Below are 15,189 nucleotides of genomic sequence, written 5' to 3' on the forward strand. Positions count from 1 at the left end.
ACGGCGCCGTCGTCGCAGCCCGCGTAGATCCAGAACTCGTCGGCGACCAGGCACTTCACGCCGTCCGGCAGCCGCCGCGGGGCCCGCGCCCGCCCCGGGCTCCGGCGTGCGAGCTGCGCGCCGTGTGCCGCGCGCACGCCCCGGCCCGGTGCCGACCGCTGCCTCCGCCCTTCGCAACCTTCGCGAAGTGGCGTTCGAAGATTCGCAGAACTTGGCATCCGGCACTCGTTGATGGCACTCAGTGCCGCTGGCAGAGTCTGTGGTGCGGCCCGCCGGACCCCGGCGGCCGAGGTGGACCGAGGGGCCCCGCATCACGCCCTGACGTCGGATATCCCGACCGTCCTCCCCGCCCCGCCCGCAACATCGCTCAGCTCCACCCCGGTGGGACCGGCGGCCGCACCCCTCGAACCAGGCACACAGTGCCACCCTCCTCGTCCTCGTGACGCGAGGGTCGGCAAGCCGAACGAATCTTGGAGACGGTGACGTTCATGGCAGACACGACGAAGACCACGGCCGCGGCCCTCGCCGAGCGCTGGGCCACGGACCCCCGCTGGGCGGGCATCGAGCGGACCTACGGGGCCGAGGACGTGGTCCGCCTGGCCGGCAGCGTCCGGGAGGAACACACCCTGGCCCGACGCGGAGCCGAACGCCTGTGGCGGCAGCTCCACGAGCTGGACTACGTGCACGCCCTGGGTGCCCTCACCGGCGGCCAAGCCGTGCAGCAGGTACGGGCCGGACTCCAGGCGATCTACCTCTCCGGCTGGCAGGTCGCCGCCGATGCCAACCAGGCCGGCCACACCTACCCCGACCAGTCCCTCTACCCGGTCAACTCCGTCCCGCAGGTGGTCCGCCGCATCAACAACGCCCTGCTGCGCGCCGACCAGATCGCCACCGCCGAGGGCGGCACCGACACCACCGACTGGCTCGCCCCCATCGTCGCCGACGCCGAGGCCGGCTTCGGCGGCCCCCTCAACGCCTTCGAGCTGACGAAGGCCATGATCGCGGCGGGCGCCGCGGGCATCCACTACGAGGACCAGCTGGCCTCCGAGAAGAAGTGCGGCCACCTCGGCGGCAAGGTTCTCGTCCCCACCGCCCAGCACGTCCGCACCCTCAACGCCGCCCGCCTCGCGGCCGACATCGCCGACACCCCCACCCTGATCATCGCCCGCACCGACGCCCTCGCCGCCAACCTCCTCACCAGCGACGTCGACGAGCGCGACGCGCGGTTCACCACCGGCGAGCGCACCGCGGAGGGCTTCTACCGCGTACAGAACGGCATGGCCCCGGTCATCGCCCGCGGCCTGGCCTACGCCCCGTACGCCGACCTGATCTGGGTCGAGTCCGGTACCCCCGACCTCGCCCAGGCCCGCGAGTTCGCCGAGGCCCTCCACGCGCAGTACCCGGACAAGATGCTCGCCTACAACTGCTCCCCGTCCTTCAACTGGAAGGCGTCCCTGGACGACGACCAGATCGCCAAGTTCCAGCGCGAACTCGGCGCCATGGGCTACAAGTTCCAGTTCATCACCCTGGCCGGCTTCCACTCCCTCAACCACGGCATGTTCGACCTCGCCCGCGGCTACGCCGAACACGGCATGACCGCCTACGTGGACCTCCAGGAGCGCGAGTTCGCCGCCCAGCAGCACGGCTTCACCGCGGTCAAGCACCAGCGCGAGGTCGGCACCGGCTACTTCGACCTGGTCTCCACCGCCGTCAACCCGGCCTCCTCCACCACCGCCCTCACCGGCTCCACCGAGGAAGAGCAGTTCCACTAGCGGGCCCCGGGCCCCGGGCCCCGAGCCATGACCCCCGTGCCCCGGGCCCGAGCACCGCACAGCAGCCGGGGCCGGGCGGCCGTCCCCGTCCGGCCCCGCACCACCCCTCGTGAGGAGACCGCATGCCCCGCACCGCCATCGCCCCCGCAGCCACCCCTGCCCCGGCCGCCGCCCCCCGGGTACGGGTCCTCGCGGCCCCCGGCCACCGCCACGAGGAGATCCTGACCCCCGCCGCCCTCGACTTCCTCGGCGCCCTCGCGAGGGCCTTCGCCCCGCGGCGCGCGGACCTCCTCAAGGAACGGCTCCGCCGCCGGGAACGTCTGGTCTCCGGATCCCCGCTCGACTTCCCCCTCACCGGCGCCGCGATCCGTACCGACCCCACCTGGCGGGTCGCCCCGCCGGCCCCCGGACTCACCGACCGCCGCGTCGAGATCACCGGCCCGCCCGACCGCCGCATGACCGTGAACGCCCTCAACTCGGGCGCGCGGGTCTGGATGGCCGACTTCGAGGACGCCACCGCCCCCACCTGGGAGAACGTCATCGGCGGACAGCTCAACCTGCTCGACGCCATCGAACGCCGCATCGACTTCACCACCCCGGAGGGCAAGGAGTACCGCCTCGGCGCGGACCTGGCGACCCTCGTCGTCCGCCCCCGGGGCTGGCACCTCCTCGAAGAGCACCTGGAGCTCGACGGCAGCCCCCTGCCCGCCTCGCTCGTCGACTTCGGCCTGTACTTCTTCCACTGCGCGCGGCGCCAGATCGAGGCCGGCCACGGCCCGTACTTCTACCTCCCCAAGCTGGAGAACGCCGGCGAGGCCCGCCTCTGGAACGACATCTTCCTCCTCGCCCAGGAACTCCTCGACATCCCCCGGGGCACCGTCCGCGCCACCGTCCTCATCGAGACGATCACCGCGGCCTTCGAGATGGAGGAGATCCTCCACGCCCTCCGCGAGCACTCCGCCGGCCTCAACGCGGGCCGCTGGGACTACCTCTTCAGCGTCATCAAGACCTTCGGGCACCGCACCGACTTCCAGCTCCCCGACCGCGCCCAGGTCACCATGACCGCGCCCTTCATGCGGGCCTACACCGAACTCCTCGTCCGCACCTGCCACAAGCGCGGAGCCCACGCCATCGGCGGCATGGCCGCGCACGTCCCCAGCAAGGACGCCGAGGCCAACACCGCGGCCCTGGCCAAGGTCCGCCTGGACAAGGAACGCGAGGCCGAGGCGGGCTTCGACGGCTCCTGGGTCGCCCACCCCGCCCTGGTGCCCGTCTGCCGCGAGGTCTTCGACGGAGTCCTCGGCGAACGTCCGGACCAGCGCGACCGCACCCGCGACGAGGTCTCCGTCACCGCCGCCGACCTCCTCGCCGTCCGTCGCGCCGGCGCCCGCCCGACCCCCGAGGGCGTCCGCGCCAACGTGGCCGTCTCCCTGCGGTACTTCGACGCCTGGCTGCGCGGCCACGGAGCTGTGGCCCTCTACGGACTCATGGAGGACGCCGCCACCGCCGAGATCGCCCGCACCCAGCTCTGGCAGTGGCTCCGCCACCGCACCGTCGACCGGGACACCCTGCTCACCGTCATCGAAGAGGAGTGCGCCGCCTTCGAGAAGGAACAGCCCGACGCCCTCGTCACGGAGGCCCGCGCCGTCCTGGAACGCGTCGCCCTGACCCGCGACCTCCCCGCGTTCTTCACCCCCGACGCCTACACCCGCCACCTGGTCCGCGTGCCGCGGCCGGCGGGAGGCGCCCCGAACGACCGGGTTGGCTGAGGCCCGGTCCCGCCGCCGGGCTGAGGGGCCCGGCGGCAGAAGGTGACAGGGGTACGGCGGTGTGATGGCCGCCGTACCCCCCACCTCGTCCGTACTGTCCGAAAACGATCATCCGCCTCCGGTGCCCTTGCTAGGGTCCGTGTCGGTGGCTTGACCAGCTACCTCTCCGCGGTGCGGTGCCGACGGGAACCAAGCCGTCGCACCCACCGCAGACCAAGCCCTTCACGTCAGCCTGTGGCGGGCACAGGTCGGACCGTAGCCGGCCTGCCGCGACAGGGGGTCCGTGAGGCGCCGCCCGCACTCCCGGCACGACGGGGACGGGCCTCCGCCGGAGGGTTCGCCGTCGTCAGCCCGCCCGGTGTCCCGACCGGAGGCGAGCAGCATGCCGACGGCCGCCGTCGCGACGACGGGCACGACCTGGGTGAGGATCGGAACGACGACCGGCCGGGCGGCCGTGACGGCCTTCGCCGTCCGGGCCCGGACCCGTCCGGTGGCCCCGGCCGCGGCGTTCCGGAAGCGCGTGATGCGGCCTTCTTCCCCATGGTCGGCGGAAGAGCCGCCGGGCGCCGATCGCTGGTCCCGGGTGTCGTCGTCCATCGAGCCGTCCATCGAGCCGTCCTTCGTGATCCGCCTGCCGAACGCCTCCATTCTCACCGTGACACTCCCGCGACGGGCGGGAACGGCCGGAATTCCGGGCGGGATCGGAAGCACGTCCCACGAGGGGAAGGCCCCGCGGCGGGCGCGTGTCCCGTTGCTCTCGCGCCGTGCCCGCGGGGCCGTCCGCTACCGCCGTCAGGCGGTCGGTCCTCAGGCGGGCTGGCAGTAGAAGTCGCCCGCACCCACCGGCGGGGTGCCGTCGCAGGCGTGGCTGGTGCCGGCCGTGCCCAGGGCCACCAGGACGGTCAGGGCGAGTGCGGTCAGGGTCCTGCGCAGTGCGGTCATCGGGATTCCCCCCTGTTCGACGGACAGGTACGGGACGGCCTCGAAGAGCCGTCCCGGAGGTGAACCTAGGGCCGGAATCCCGGCCACCGAAGGCGCGGTACGGCCAAAGCCCGCCCGAAAAGCTACGGTTGACGAACCATCCGACGACCTCCGGACCCTAGTCCGGTCGACGGGCGGGCGGGGTGAGGGCCTGGCTGGCGATCACCGCGGCCTGGACGCGGCGTTCCACACCGAGCTTGGTGAACAGCCGCGAGATGATGTTCTTGACGGTCTTCTCGGCGAGGTGGAGCCGTTCGCCGATCTCCCGGTTGGTGAGGCCCTCGCCGATCATCAGCAGGATCTCCTTCTCCCGGTCCGTGAATCCGGGCAGTCCCGCCGCCCGCTCCGACTCCGGCACCTCCCCGCGCATCCGCGCCAGCAGCCGCGTGGTGGCCTCCGGGTCGAGCATGGATCGGCCCGCCGCGACCGTCCGCACCGCGGTCACCAGATCGGTTCCGGTGATCTGTTTCAGGACGTACCCGGAGGCGCCCGCCATGACCGCGTCCAACAGGGCCTCCTCGTCGTCGAAGGAGGTCAGCATCAGGCAGGCCAGTCCGGGCATCCGGGACCGCAGCTCGCGGCAGACGCTCACGCCGTCGCCGTCCTGGAGCCGGACGTCCAGCACCGCCACCCGGGGCCGGGTCGCGGGGATCCGGACGAGGGCCTGCTCCACCGTCCCTGCCTCCCCGACCACCCTCATGTCGGGCTCGGCGTCCAGCAGGTCGTGCACCCCGCGGCGCACCACCTCGTGGTCGTCCAACAGGAACACGCTGATGGGCTCCCCGGCTTGCCCGGCGTCCCCGGCCTTCCCGGTCGTCCCGGTCTCTTCGGGACCCGGGGACCCGACGGGATACCCGCGTCGCGTCGCCGGGGAGGAGGCACCGCTGCCGGCCATGAGCTCGCTCCTTCGCCTGGGGCGGTCGGTCCGGGACCCCTGTCCGGACCCCGTGCCCCACCGCATCCTGCCCCTCGAAAGGGCCGGACGGACAGGGCCGTTCGGCCCTCGCCGGAAGCACCCGCCGGCGCGCGCCCACCTCGGCCGCGACCCCGCCGCACCCACCGAGGCCCGGCCCGGGGGTCCCGCCGGGTCGGGACCTTCGGCCCTCCCCGCAGGGCCGCCCGGGACCTCCCGACGGCGGAGCACACGGGATGGACTGGGGGCGCACGGAGCGACGACGCGACTCCACGGAGCCGCCCCCTCCCGCATGCCAAGAGCAGCACGTGGCACCACGTCGAACCCAGCCCCGGCACGCCGGACGCAGCACGCCGTAGGCATCACCCGTACGCATCACGTCGTACGCAGCACGGAGGAACCCATGACGACGAAGGCCCTGCTCGACCTGAGGACCGTGGCCCGCGACGGCCGCCGGCTGCGCATCGCGCTGCGCGGGGAGCTCGACTGCTACACGGCGGAACAGGTGGCCCCCCGCCTGCGGGCCCTGGCCGCCCGCTCCGGCCGCCGGGACCTCGTCCTGGACCTGCGCGAGCTCGCCTTCTGCGACAGCTCCGGCATCGAGCTGTTCCTCGGCCTGGCCCGCCGGTGCCGCGCCGGCGGCACCCGGCTCCTCCTCGTCGAGGTGCCGCCGCTGGTGGCCAAGTCGATACGCGTGCTCGCCGCCGACCGGGACCTTCGCCTCCCGACCCCCTGACACGCGGCGGCCCGGACGCCCCGCAGGAGGGACCGTTCGACCCTGGCCCCCTGACGGACCGGAAGCAAGGCTGGGAAGCGGACAGCGACGAGGACCGATCCGATCCGGACGAAGGTGGGCGGCATGGACCAGGAAGTCATCCGACGACCCACCGGCCGCGCGGCCGCGCCCCCGGCCCGCCGCATGCGGGAACTGGACCGTGCCGAAGCCCTGCAACTCCTCGAGACCGTGCCCCTGGGACGCATCGTCTTCACCCGGCAGGCCCTCCCGGCCGTCCGCCCCGTCAACCACGTCCTCGACGGCGAGGACATCGTGATCCGGGTCCACGAGGGCGGCGCCCTCGCCTCCCTGGCGGTGCCCGCGGTCGACCCCGGCGGCCCCGGGGTGGTGGTGGCCTACGAAGCCGACCTGATCGACCCCGAGACGCAGCTCGGCTGGAGCGTGGTCGTCACCGGCTACGCCCGCCCCGTGACCGACACCGAGGAAGCCGACCGGTACGCCGACCTCGTACGCCCCTGGGTGGGGGAGGGGGCCACCCGCGCCCTGCGCATCCACCCCGACCTCGTCACCGGCTTCCGGCTGGAGCCTGAGTCCCTCCGAGCGCCCGTCCACGAGCCCTCCCGCCCGGCCCGGCCCGCGGGCCACCGGCACCGTTCCGCGGCTCAGCCCCCACCGGCCAGCGGGGCCCGCCACACCAGCCTGCTGCCGCCGGTCTCCGGGCGCTCGATGGCGAAGGAACCGCCCAGCCCCTGAGCCCGCTCGTCCAGGTAGCGCAGTCCGCTCCGCCGCCCCTGCGGCGGAATGCCCCGGCCGTCGTCCGACACCGTCAGCACCACCTCGCCGCCGCCCGCCCGCAGGCTCACCCCGACCTGGGTGGCGCGGGCGTGCCGGGTGGCATTGCTGAGCAACTCGCCCAACGCCGCCATCACGTGATCGGCCACGTCCCCCGGCACCTCCGTGTCGAGCAACCCCTCCATGGTCAGCCGCGGCGGATGCCCGAGCGTGGCGGCCGCGTCCCCGACAGCCCGGGCCGCCCGCGCCCGCAGACCCGGCCCGCCCTCCCGGTCCTTCGTCCGCAGACCGAAGATGGTCGAACGGATGATCTTGATGGTCTCGTCCAGGTCCTCCACGGCCCGACCCACCCGCTCCGCGGCCCCCTCGTGCTCCACCAACCGGGCCGCGCTCTGCAGTGTCATCCCCGTCGCGAACAGCCTCTGGATCGCCAGGTCGTGCAGGTCGCGCGCGATCCGGTCACGCTCCTCCAGCAGGGCTATCTGCTCCGCGTCCCGCCGCCGCTCCGCCAACTCCAACGCGATCGCCGCCTGACCCGCGAAGGCCACCAGCGGCTCCAACTCGTCCTCCCCGAACGCCGGATCCCCCGCCGGACGCACCAACAGCAACACCCCGCGACTGTGCCCGCCCGCCGTCCCCAACGGCACCGCGACGGCCGGCCCCCACCCCTCGCGCCCCGCACCCCCGGACCCGCCCTCGGTCGCAGCCCCGGTCACGGCCTCGAAGCCCGCCGGATACTGCCCCGCCACCGGTGCCGGGACCGCCGTCACGGGCTTCCCGGACCGGTGCGCCGCACCCGACAGCGTGTCCCCCAGGGCGACGACCACCCCCTGCCGCTCCGACCGGTCCGCCCCGGCCGCGAACTCCACCGTGAGACCCTCACCGGCCGGCTCCGGCATCGCGATGTCCGCGAGCCGCGCCCCCGTGATCTCCTGCGCCCGACGGGCGATCAGCTCCAGCACCGCCGGCCGCGAACTCCCCGACAGCAAACGCTCGGTGATCTCCGCGTTCGCCCGCAACCACCGCTGCTGCCGCTGCGCCCCCTCGAACAACCGGGCGTTGTCGATCGCGACGCCCGCCGCCACCGAAAGCGTCGAGATCACCGTCTCGTCCTCGGGATCGAAGTCCACCCCGCCCCGCTTGTCCGTCAGGTAGAGGTTGCCGAACACCTCGTCGCGCACCTGGATCGGCACCCCCAGGAACGTCCGCATCGGCGGGTGGTGCGACGGGAACCCGTACGAGGAGGAGTGCGCCCCGAGGTCGGTCAGCCGCAGCGGCTCCGGATGGTGGATCACCTCGCCGAGCAGCCCGTGCCCGGCCGGCAGGGGGCCGATCTCGGAGATCGCGTCCTCCGTCAGACCGACCGTCAGGAACTGCGACAGCGTGCGCCCGTCCGGACCGATCACCCCGAGCGCCCCGTACTGCGCGTCCACCAGCAGGGCCGCCGCCTCCACGATCCGCCGCAGCACCTGGGCGAGGTCCAGCTCCCGGCCCACCGAGACCACGGCTTCCAGCAGGCTGTGCACCCGGTCGCGGGTGCCGCGGACCTCGTCGATGCGTACTTGGAGCTCGTCCAGGAGTTCGTCCAGCCGGAGCCGCGGCACCTGCGGCAAACGATCCCCCACACCCACGCGCTTTCCCCTCCGCCCGCCGCCGGATGGCCCGAACCGGACCAGCCTAGCGACCCGCCCCCGCCCGCAGGACGGCCTTGGCGGAAGGGGACCGACCCCGGGCCCGCGCGCCGGAGCGCCGCAGGTTCCGCGCGCCGTACGGGACGCGCCGTGCGGAGAGGACGGCGTGCGCGGAGGGGTGGCCCGGGGGGACGCGCACGGCACCCGCGCCCGGGGCCTCCGGTCGGGGACGGTCGCGAGGTGCACCCGGGAGGTGGGCTCAGCCGGGCCCGTCGGCCGACCCACCCGCTGACCCACCCGCCGCCCCGGCCCCGCGCCCCCGGAGCAGCCGCCGGGCCACCGAGGTGATGTGCAGTTCGTCCGGACCGTCGAGGACGCGGGCGGCCCGCCCGCCGCGGAACAGCGCGGGCAGCGCGGTGTCCGGCCCGAGCCCGGCCGCGCCGTGGACCTGGATGGCCGAGTCCGTGACCTGCTGGAGCATCCGCGCGGCGGCCACCTTCGCCAGCCCCACCTCGGTCCGCGCATCAGCCCCGGCGGCGATCAGCGCGACCGCCTCGTGGACCAGCGGCCGCGTCGTCCGCAGCGCGAGGAGCGCGTCGAACACGTGCTGCTGGACGAGCTGGTGATCGGCCAGCGGGCCCCGTGAGGTCCGGCGGGAGGCCGCCCGCTCGCACATCAGGTCGAAGGCGCGCTGGGCCTGCCCGAGCCAGCGCAGGCACCGCAGGGTCCGCCCCACCAGCAAGCGCTCACCGGCCACGGCGAGCCCCGCACCCTCCTCGCCCACCAGATGGTCCTCCGCTACGGGCACCCCCGCCAGCTCGATCTCGTACTGTCCGGACGCCCCGAACACGGGCAGCGCGCGGACCACCCGGAATCCCGGGGCGCCGGTCGGCACCAGGAACAGGGAGAGCCCCTCGCGGTCACCGGGAGCGCCCCCGGTGCGGGCCAGCACGGTCACCAGGTCGGCGTCGGCCGCCCCGGAGGTGAACCACTTCCGGCCGGTGAGCAGCCAGCCGCCGTCCGCCCGGCGCTCCGCCCGGGTCCGCGTCAGGAAGGGATCCGTGCCGGGCACGTCCCGCTCGGTCATCGCGTAGCAGGCCCGCGACTCGCCGGAGACCAGCCGCTCCAGATACGCCTCGCGCACGGCCGCGCTGCCGTGCCCGGCCAGCATCCGGACGTCCAACAGGGGCGCGGAACCGAGTGCGAGGGGACCGTGGTCGCTGGCGCCCTCGGTCTCGGCGAGTTCCGCGTACTCCGCGAACGTCAGCCCGCCGCCCCCGAGTCCGGCCGGGAGCGGCAGCGCCCACAGACCCTCCGCGCGGGCCCGGTCGCGGAGGCCGCGCAGCACGGGGACGGCCTCGGGCCCGCCCGCGTCCAGCACGGACTCCGCCGGTACCACCCCGGTGCGCACGAACCGGTCGATCCGCTCGCGCAGTTCCGGCAGCGGCGGCCGGGGTGGCAGGGGTGGCAGGGGTGACGGTGGTGGGTCGGTCCGTGGCGGCCGCTCCGGGGGCGCCTCGGTCTCGGGCACGGTTCTCCTTCGGGAAGGGCGGGGGCGGGTCGGGGCTGTTCGGCGGTACGCGGATGGATTCGGGGGTGTTCGGGTTCGGGTTCGGGTTCGGTTCGGCGAGGGAACGGGGTCCGATCCGGGAGGGGACGCCGGCCCGGCGCTCAGGAGGCGGTCGCGGCCTTCTTCAGCTCGGCGGCGGCCTTGCGGTAGACGGCGATCAGGTCGAGGTCGTCGCCGGGGTAGTTGACGATCTCCACCTGGCGGGCGCCGGAGCCGGGCAGCACGGTCCCGGTGGACATGTGCGCGTTGTCCAGGACCAGGGCGGGCTTCTTCGCGGACAGTTCGGCGAGCCCCGCCGGGGTCACGGCCTCGGGTCCGTACGTGCCGACCGGCTCGGCCCCGGCCAGCTTCGCGGCCCACACGGTGAACACCTGGCTGACCAGGGCGGGGGCCTTCCCGCCCGGCCAGGCGGCCGTGACCTCCTGGTTGAGCTTGGCGTATTCGGCGTCGAAGCCGGCCTTCCACGCGGTGGCGGCCGTGCGCGTGCCGAAGAGCGCGGCCAGCTTGTCGACTTCGGCCTTCACCTTGTCCGGGTCGTTGTCCAGGCCCACCTCCACGAGCTTCGCCGAGGAACCGGCCGCCTCCTTGATCTTGGCGGCGTACGGCTCGAAGGGTGCGTACAGCACGAAGTCAGCCTTGGCCACGGCGGCGAGGTCCGAGGGCTTGGGGTCGTAGTCCGGGGCGTGGTGCACGGACTGGGGCACGATGACGGTGACGTCCTCCGCCCCGGCCGCCTTGGCGAAGGCGCCCTCCCAGGTGGTGGTGACGACCACCGTCGGCTTCTCGGCCGCGTCCGCCGGGGCGGGGGCACCGGAGGCGGGGGAGGAGGGAGCGGCGTCCGTCCTCTTGGAGCCGGCACCGGCGTCGGAGCCGTCGCCGTCACCGCAGCCGGTCAGGAGCAGGATCCCGGCCGTGCCCAGGGCGAGGAGGGAGGGGATGCGGCCGCGGGTGCGCGCCATGAGCGGGTTCTCCATTCGGAAGCGAGGTGCACGGCGAGGGGTCCTTCCCTCCCGCACCACAGCAGTCGGGCGGAGGGCGCGAATGGTTCCCGGAGTCGCCGGAGTCGCCGGAGTAACCGGAGTTCCGGGAGGAACCCGAGTCGACGTCCACGGGGTCCGCGAAGGGTGCGAACCGGTCACCGGTCACCGGTCACCGGTCACCGGTCACGGGTCACGGGTCCGAGGTCATGGTCAGGCGTCCGGGACGGGGCGCGGCTCCCGACCCGAGGCCATCGGAGCGGCGGCTTCCGCTCCGTCCCGCGCGGGATCGGCGTACCGGTCCTGTCGGACCAGGAGGAGGCACAGCGCGGTGAACACGCCCAGCGTGATCGCGCTGGCGAGGGCCGTCCCCACGGTGAACGGCACCAACAGCAGGGTGCTCACCAACTCGGCGCCGATCAGGACGAACAGCACCGTCCGGATGGTCATCGGGGTGAGCCGGGTGCAGATCCACGCGCCCAGCGGGGCGCCGACGGCCACGACCGGCGCGGCGGCCGTCCAGTAGTCGACCACCGGACCGGTGAAGTCCCCGGTGACGAGGACGTGCGTGAGGAACGCGGCGAGGGACACCACCGTCATCATCACCACGGTGGTCGGCGTGGCCACCTTGTCGGACACCCGGAACAGCAGCACCAGCAGCAGGAACATCACGCAGTTCTCGCCCACCCCGGCCACCCCGCTGACCACCCCGCCCGCGAACCCGGCGGCCAGGACCAGCCGGCGTTCCCGCGGGCTCCACACCGGCAGGGCGGGCTGGCGCCGGTAGCCGCGCTGCCGCAGCTGCACCACCAGCGCGACCGCGAGCGCCACGAGCAGCATGGTGAACAGGGCCCGTACGGTCCGCAACGGGACCAGCGGCGCGAGCAGGGTCACACTGGCGACCACGCCGACCACCCCCGCCGCCGACCCGTAGGCCACCACGCGCCGCTCGATGGGCACCCGGCACCACAGGATGGACAGCGAGGCGGCGGTCATGCCCACCGACTGGATGGCGAAGGTGAACACCCGCGCCTGGTCCGGCGGTACGGCCAGCACCTTGGTCATGACGGGGAAGGCGATCGCCCCGCCGCCCTCGCTGGTGCCCCCGCCCACCAGCGAACCGAAGACCATGGTCACCGCCACCCGCCAGTTGTCCGCCAGGACGGTGAAATAGCCCGGCCCCCAGACCAGGGCCCAGACCAGCCACACCACCCCCGCCAGCACCGCATTGACCACCAACACCTTCGGCACGTTCCGGATCCTCGGTGCTCCCGGTGCTCCCGGTGCTCCCGGTGCTGTCGGTCTCTTCGGTGTACTCGGGGTCTTCGGCAGTCCTGAGGTCCGCACCGGTGCTCCCTTCCGCACGCGGAGCGGCCTCGGTGACCGCTCCGAGTGATCAGTCGTCCGGCAACGGTGACGAGTTCCCCCGAATCCGGACAGTCCCGACCACAAGGAGCGTTCCGTGCAGGAAGCGTGTGGTGGGGTGCCTGCTCAACACACCCGACTCTCCGCCCCCGGCGGCAGGTAGGCGGCGGCTTCCTCGGCGGTCAGGTCCCGGCCCGTGAAGGCGCAGATGGCGGCGGTGGCCTCCGCGGGGTCGGGGAGGTCGACGTTCCACTGGCGCGCGGTGCCGTCCGTACCGATGGTGGCCAGGGTGAGGCCGTCCGTGCCGAAGTCGACGGAGGTGAGGGCGGCGGTGTGGCCGATCAGGGTGGCCAGACCGCGGCCGGTGGCGGTGTCCCAGAGCCGGGCGGTCCCGTCGTGGCTCGCGGTGGCCAGGGTCCGGCCGTCGGGGCTGAACGCGGCCGAGGCGACGTTCGCCGTGTGTCCGGTGAGGACGCGCCGGGGGCGGCCGGTGGCGGTGTCCCAGAGACGGGCGGTGCCGTCCCGGCCCGCGGTGGCGAGGCTGCGGCCGTCGGGGGCGAACGCCAGCGACAGCACGCTGCTGCTGTGCCCGGTGAGCTCGCGCCGGGGGCGGCCGGTGGAGCTGTCCCACAGGGTCGCGTCCTCCCCGGCGACGGCGAGGGTGCGTCCGTCCGGGCTGAAGAGCAGGTCGTTGACGTACAGGGGGACGGTGCCGGAGAACCTGAGCCGGCCGGTGGCCGTGTCCGCCACCGCGAAGACCGGGTCGAGCGCGCCGATGGCCAGGGCGCGTCCGTCCGGGCTGATCGCCACGGTGGACACGGCCCTGCCGACGTCGACCACGGTCAGAACGCGGCCGGTGGCGGTCTCCCAGAGGGACACCGTCCCCTTGCTCTTGCCCTCGCCCTCGCTCTTGCCCGCGCCCGCGGCGGTGGCCACGATGCCGCCGTCGGGACTGAACCGGAGCAGGTACGGCTCTTCGGCGCGCCCGGTGAGGGTCCGCAGGGGCGCGCCCGTCCGGCTGTTCCACAGTGAGACGCCGCCGTCGTCGGTCGCCACGGCCAGTGTGGCGCCGTCGGGGCTGAAGGCCACCGCGGCGACCTGCTCCTGGTGGGGGAGGGTGTGCAGGGTCCTGCCGTCGGTGGTGTCCCGCACCCGCACGGTGCGCGCACCGGAGACGTCGGCCAGGGTCCGGCCGTCGGGGCTGAACGCCGCCTCCTGTGGATTCACGGACAGGCCGGAGAGGACGCGTACCCTCCGCCGGGGACCGGCGTCCCACAGCCGCACGGCGCCTTCCATGGTGGCGGTGGCCAGGTTCGCGCCATCGGGGCTCCAGCCCACCGCGGTCACGCCGTCCAGGTGGGGCAGGCTCCGGAGCGGCCGGCCGGTGGCGGTGTCCCAGAGCCGGGTGCTGCTGTCGCTGCCGGAGGTGGCCAGGGTGCGGCCGTCGGGGCTGAAGGCGGTGGCCTCGCGGGCTCCCGCGAGGGTGTGGAGGAGGCGGCCGGTCCCGGTGTCCCAGAGGCGGGCGTCCGTGTCCCCGCCGCCCGTGGTGAGCTTCGTGCCGTCGGGGCCGAACATCACGGTCTCGGCTTCCTCGCCGTGGCGGAGGGTGTGCAGGGCGCGGCCGGTGACCGGGTCCCACAGCCGGACGGTGCCGTCCTCGCTCGCCGTGGCCAGTTCCGTCCCGTCCGGGCGGAAGGCGACGGCTTGCACCGCGCCGCTGTGCCCGGTGAGGGTGTGGAGGAGGCGGCCGGTGGTGGTGTCCCAGAGCCGGACGGTGCCGTCCGCGCCCGCCGTGGCCAGCACGGCGCCGTCCGGGCCGAGCACGGCGGACCGTACGTCCGCCCCGTGGGTGAAGGTGCGCAGGGGGCTTCCGGTCGCGGTGTCCCACAGGCGAGCGGTGCCGTCGCCACCGGCGGTGACCAGGTTCCGGCCGTCGGGGGTGAAGACCGCGACGCGTACGTTCCCGGTGTGGGGCAGCGTGCGCAGGAGGCGGCCGGTGGTGGTGTCCCAGAGCCGGGCGCTGCCGGCCTTGCCGGCGGTGGCGAGCGCGGTGCCGTCCGGGCTGAAGGAGGCGGCGTTGACCCAGGATCCACCCGCGTGGCCGAGGACGTGCAGGGCACGGCCCGTCCGGGCGTCCCACAGGCGGGCCGTGCCGTCGTCGGCGGGTGTGGCCAGCTTCGTGCCGTCCGGGCTGAACAGCACGGCCTCCACCCATCCGGTGTGGCCGGTGAGGGCGCGCGGCAGGGGGGAGGCCCCGTAGGCGCGAACGGCCGCGGCGGCCTCGGGGGTGTGCGCGGCGCGGTAGGCGTGGGCGGCCAGCAGCATGGCGGCCTCGGGGTGGGTGGCGGTGATCCGGTCGGATGCCACGACCATCGCGCGGGACTCCGCGTCGTGCCGACGGGCTTCGGCTTCCTGCCGGGCGGCCGCCGCCTCGTACCGCTGGAACCCGGCCACTCCGCCGGTGACGAGGGCGAGGGCGAGCAGCCCGGCCAGGACGGAGGTGCGGCGCCGGGCCCGTCGCCGGCTCGCGACGAGGTACCGGCGCAGGTGCGGGGGCAGGCCGCGGGTGCGGGAGTAGGAGAGCCCGGCCGCGAGATCGCCGCCGTGCAACAACTCCTCGGTACGGTGCGGGGCCCGCGCCGGTGCGGGCGACGGTGCGCTCGATGACGTGGACCTGGTCGTC

General features: G+C 74.3%; 11 protein-coding genes and 1 pseudogene. 4 read left to right on the forward strand and 8 right to left on the reverse strand.

Annotated features, from left to right (window positions below; genetic code table 11):
- Positions 1-488: 488 nt before the first annotated feature.
- Positions 489-1,772, forward strand: coding sequence for an isocitrate lyase (gene aceA, locus ABTZ17_RS31955; RefSeq protein WP_352199282.1), 1,284 nt, complete (start codon positions 489-491; stop codon positions 1,770-1,772).
- Positions 1,773-1,894: 122 nt separating this feature from the next.
- Complete coding sequence (aceB, locus tag ABTZ17_RS31960) at positions 1,895-3,541, forward strand: malate synthase A (protein ID WP_352199283.1); 1,647 nt, start codon at positions 1,895-1,897, stop codon at positions 3,539-3,541.
- A gap of 222 nt (positions 3,542-3,763) precedes the next feature.
- Here aceB and ABTZ17_RS31965 read toward each other — a convergent pair whose 3' ends face one another.
- From ABTZ17_RS31965 to ABTZ17_RS31975, 3 genes are all read right to left on the reverse strand, one after another.
- The gene (locus ABTZ17_RS31965) at positions 3,764-4,189 is read right to left on the reverse strand and encodes a DUF6011 domain-containing protein (protein ID WP_352199291.1); all 426 of its coding nucleotides are present in this window, start codon (positions 4,187-4,189) and stop codon (positions 3,764-3,766) included.
- Positions 4,190-4,348: 159 nt separating this feature from the next.
- On the reverse strand, positions 4,349-4,483 hold the full coding sequence (locus ABTZ17_RS31970; RefSeq protein ID WP_352199284.1) for a hypothetical protein: 135 nt from the start codon (positions 4,481-4,483) through the stop codon (positions 4,349-4,351).
- Positions 4,484-4,640: 157 nt separating this feature from the next.
- Positions 4,641-5,417 (reverse strand): response regulator, encoded by a 777-nt coding sequence (locus ABTZ17_RS31975; RefSeq protein WP_352199285.1) that lies wholly within the window; start codon positions 5,415-5,417, stop codon positions 4,641-4,643.
- Positions 5,418-5,838: 421 nt separating this feature from the next.
- On the opposite strand from ABTZ17_RS31975, the gene ABTZ17_RS31980 reads away from it, so the two are divergent.
- Together ABTZ17_RS31980 and ABTZ17_RS31985 are read left to right on the forward strand one after the other, a co-directional pair.
- The gene (locus ABTZ17_RS31980; protein WP_352199286.1) at positions 5,839-6,171 is read left to right on the forward strand and encodes an STAS domain-containing protein; all 333 of its coding nucleotides are present in this window, start codon (positions 5,839-5,841) and stop codon (positions 6,169-6,171) included.
- Between the two features lie 123 nt (positions 6,172-6,294).
- A pseudogene (locus ABTZ17_RS31985) lies at positions 6,295-6,753 on the forward strand (pyridoxamine 5'-phosphate oxidase family protein); the annotation flags it as partial.
- An 80-nt stretch (positions 6,754-6,833) separates the two neighbouring features.
- On the opposite strand, the gene ABTZ17_RS31990 reads toward ABTZ17_RS31985, so the two are convergent.
- The 5 genes from ABTZ17_RS31990 to ABTZ17_RS32010 form a co-directional block, all read right to left on the reverse strand.
- A complete protein-coding gene (locus tag ABTZ17_RS31990; protein WP_352199287.1) occupies positions 6,834-8,588 on the reverse strand; it encodes a GAF domain-containing sensor histidine kinase in 1,755 nt (584 codons plus the stop codon).
- 265 nt (positions 8,589-8,853) lie between these two features.
- On the reverse strand, positions 8,854-10,056 hold the full coding sequence (locus ABTZ17_RS31995; RefSeq protein WP_502994935.1) for an acyl-CoA dehydrogenase family protein: 1,203 nt from the start codon (positions 10,054-10,056) through the stop codon (positions 8,854-8,856).
- 209 nt (positions 10,057-10,265) lie between these two features.
- Complete coding sequence (locus ABTZ17_RS32000; protein ID WP_352199288.1) at positions 10,266-11,123, reverse strand: metal ABC transporter solute-binding protein, Zn/Mn family; 858 nt, start codon at positions 11,121-11,123, stop codon at positions 10,266-10,268.
- Between the two features lie 231 nt (positions 11,124-11,354).
- Positions 11,355-12,392, reverse strand: coding sequence for a TSUP family transporter (locus tag ABTZ17_RS32005; RefSeq protein ID WP_352199289.1), 1,038 nt, complete (start codon positions 12,390-12,392; stop codon positions 11,355-11,357).
- 240 nt (positions 12,393-12,632) lie between these two features.
- Positions 12,633-15,189, reverse strand: a 2,557-nt coding sequence (locus tag ABTZ17_RS32010; RefSeq protein ID WP_352199290.1) for a WD40 repeat domain-containing protein, incomplete at its 5' end; no start/stop codon positions are given.

This window comes from Streptomyces sp. NPDC097619 (assembly GCF_040302735.1).
Lineage (GTDB): Bacteria > Actinomycetota > Actinomycetes > Streptomycetales > Streptomycetaceae > Streptomyces.

What these genes read in the sequence shown, in the direction of transcription:
- aceA (WP_352199282.1), top strand. Translation starts at nt 489, where the DNA reads ATGGCAGACACGACGAAGACCACGGCCGCGGCCCTCGCCGAGCGCTGG.
- aceB (WP_352199283.1), top strand. Translation starts at nt 1,895, where the DNA reads ATGCCCCGCACCGCCATCGCCCCCGCAGCCACCCCTGCCCCGGCCGCC.
- ABTZ17_RS31965 (WP_352199291.1), bottom strand. Translation starts at nt 4,189, where the DNA reads ATGGAGGCGTTCGGCAGGCGGATCACGAAGGACGGCTCGATGGACGGC.
- ABTZ17_RS31970 (WP_352199284.1), bottom strand. Translation starts at nt 4,483, where the DNA reads ATGACCGCACTGCGCAGGACCCTGACCGCACTCGCCCTGACCGTCCTG.
- ABTZ17_RS31975 (WP_352199285.1), bottom strand. Translation starts at nt 5,417, where the DNA reads ATGGCCGGCAGCGGTGCCTCCTCCCCGGCGACGCGACGCGGGTATCCC.
- ABTZ17_RS31980 (WP_352199286.1), top strand. Translation starts at nt 5,839, where the DNA reads ATGACGACGAAGGCCCTGCTCGACCTGAGGACCGTGGCCCGCGACGGC.
- ABTZ17_RS32000 (WP_352199288.1), bottom strand. Translation starts at nt 11,123, where the DNA reads ATGGCGCGCACCCGCGGCCGCATCCCCTCCCTCCTCGCCCTGGGCACG.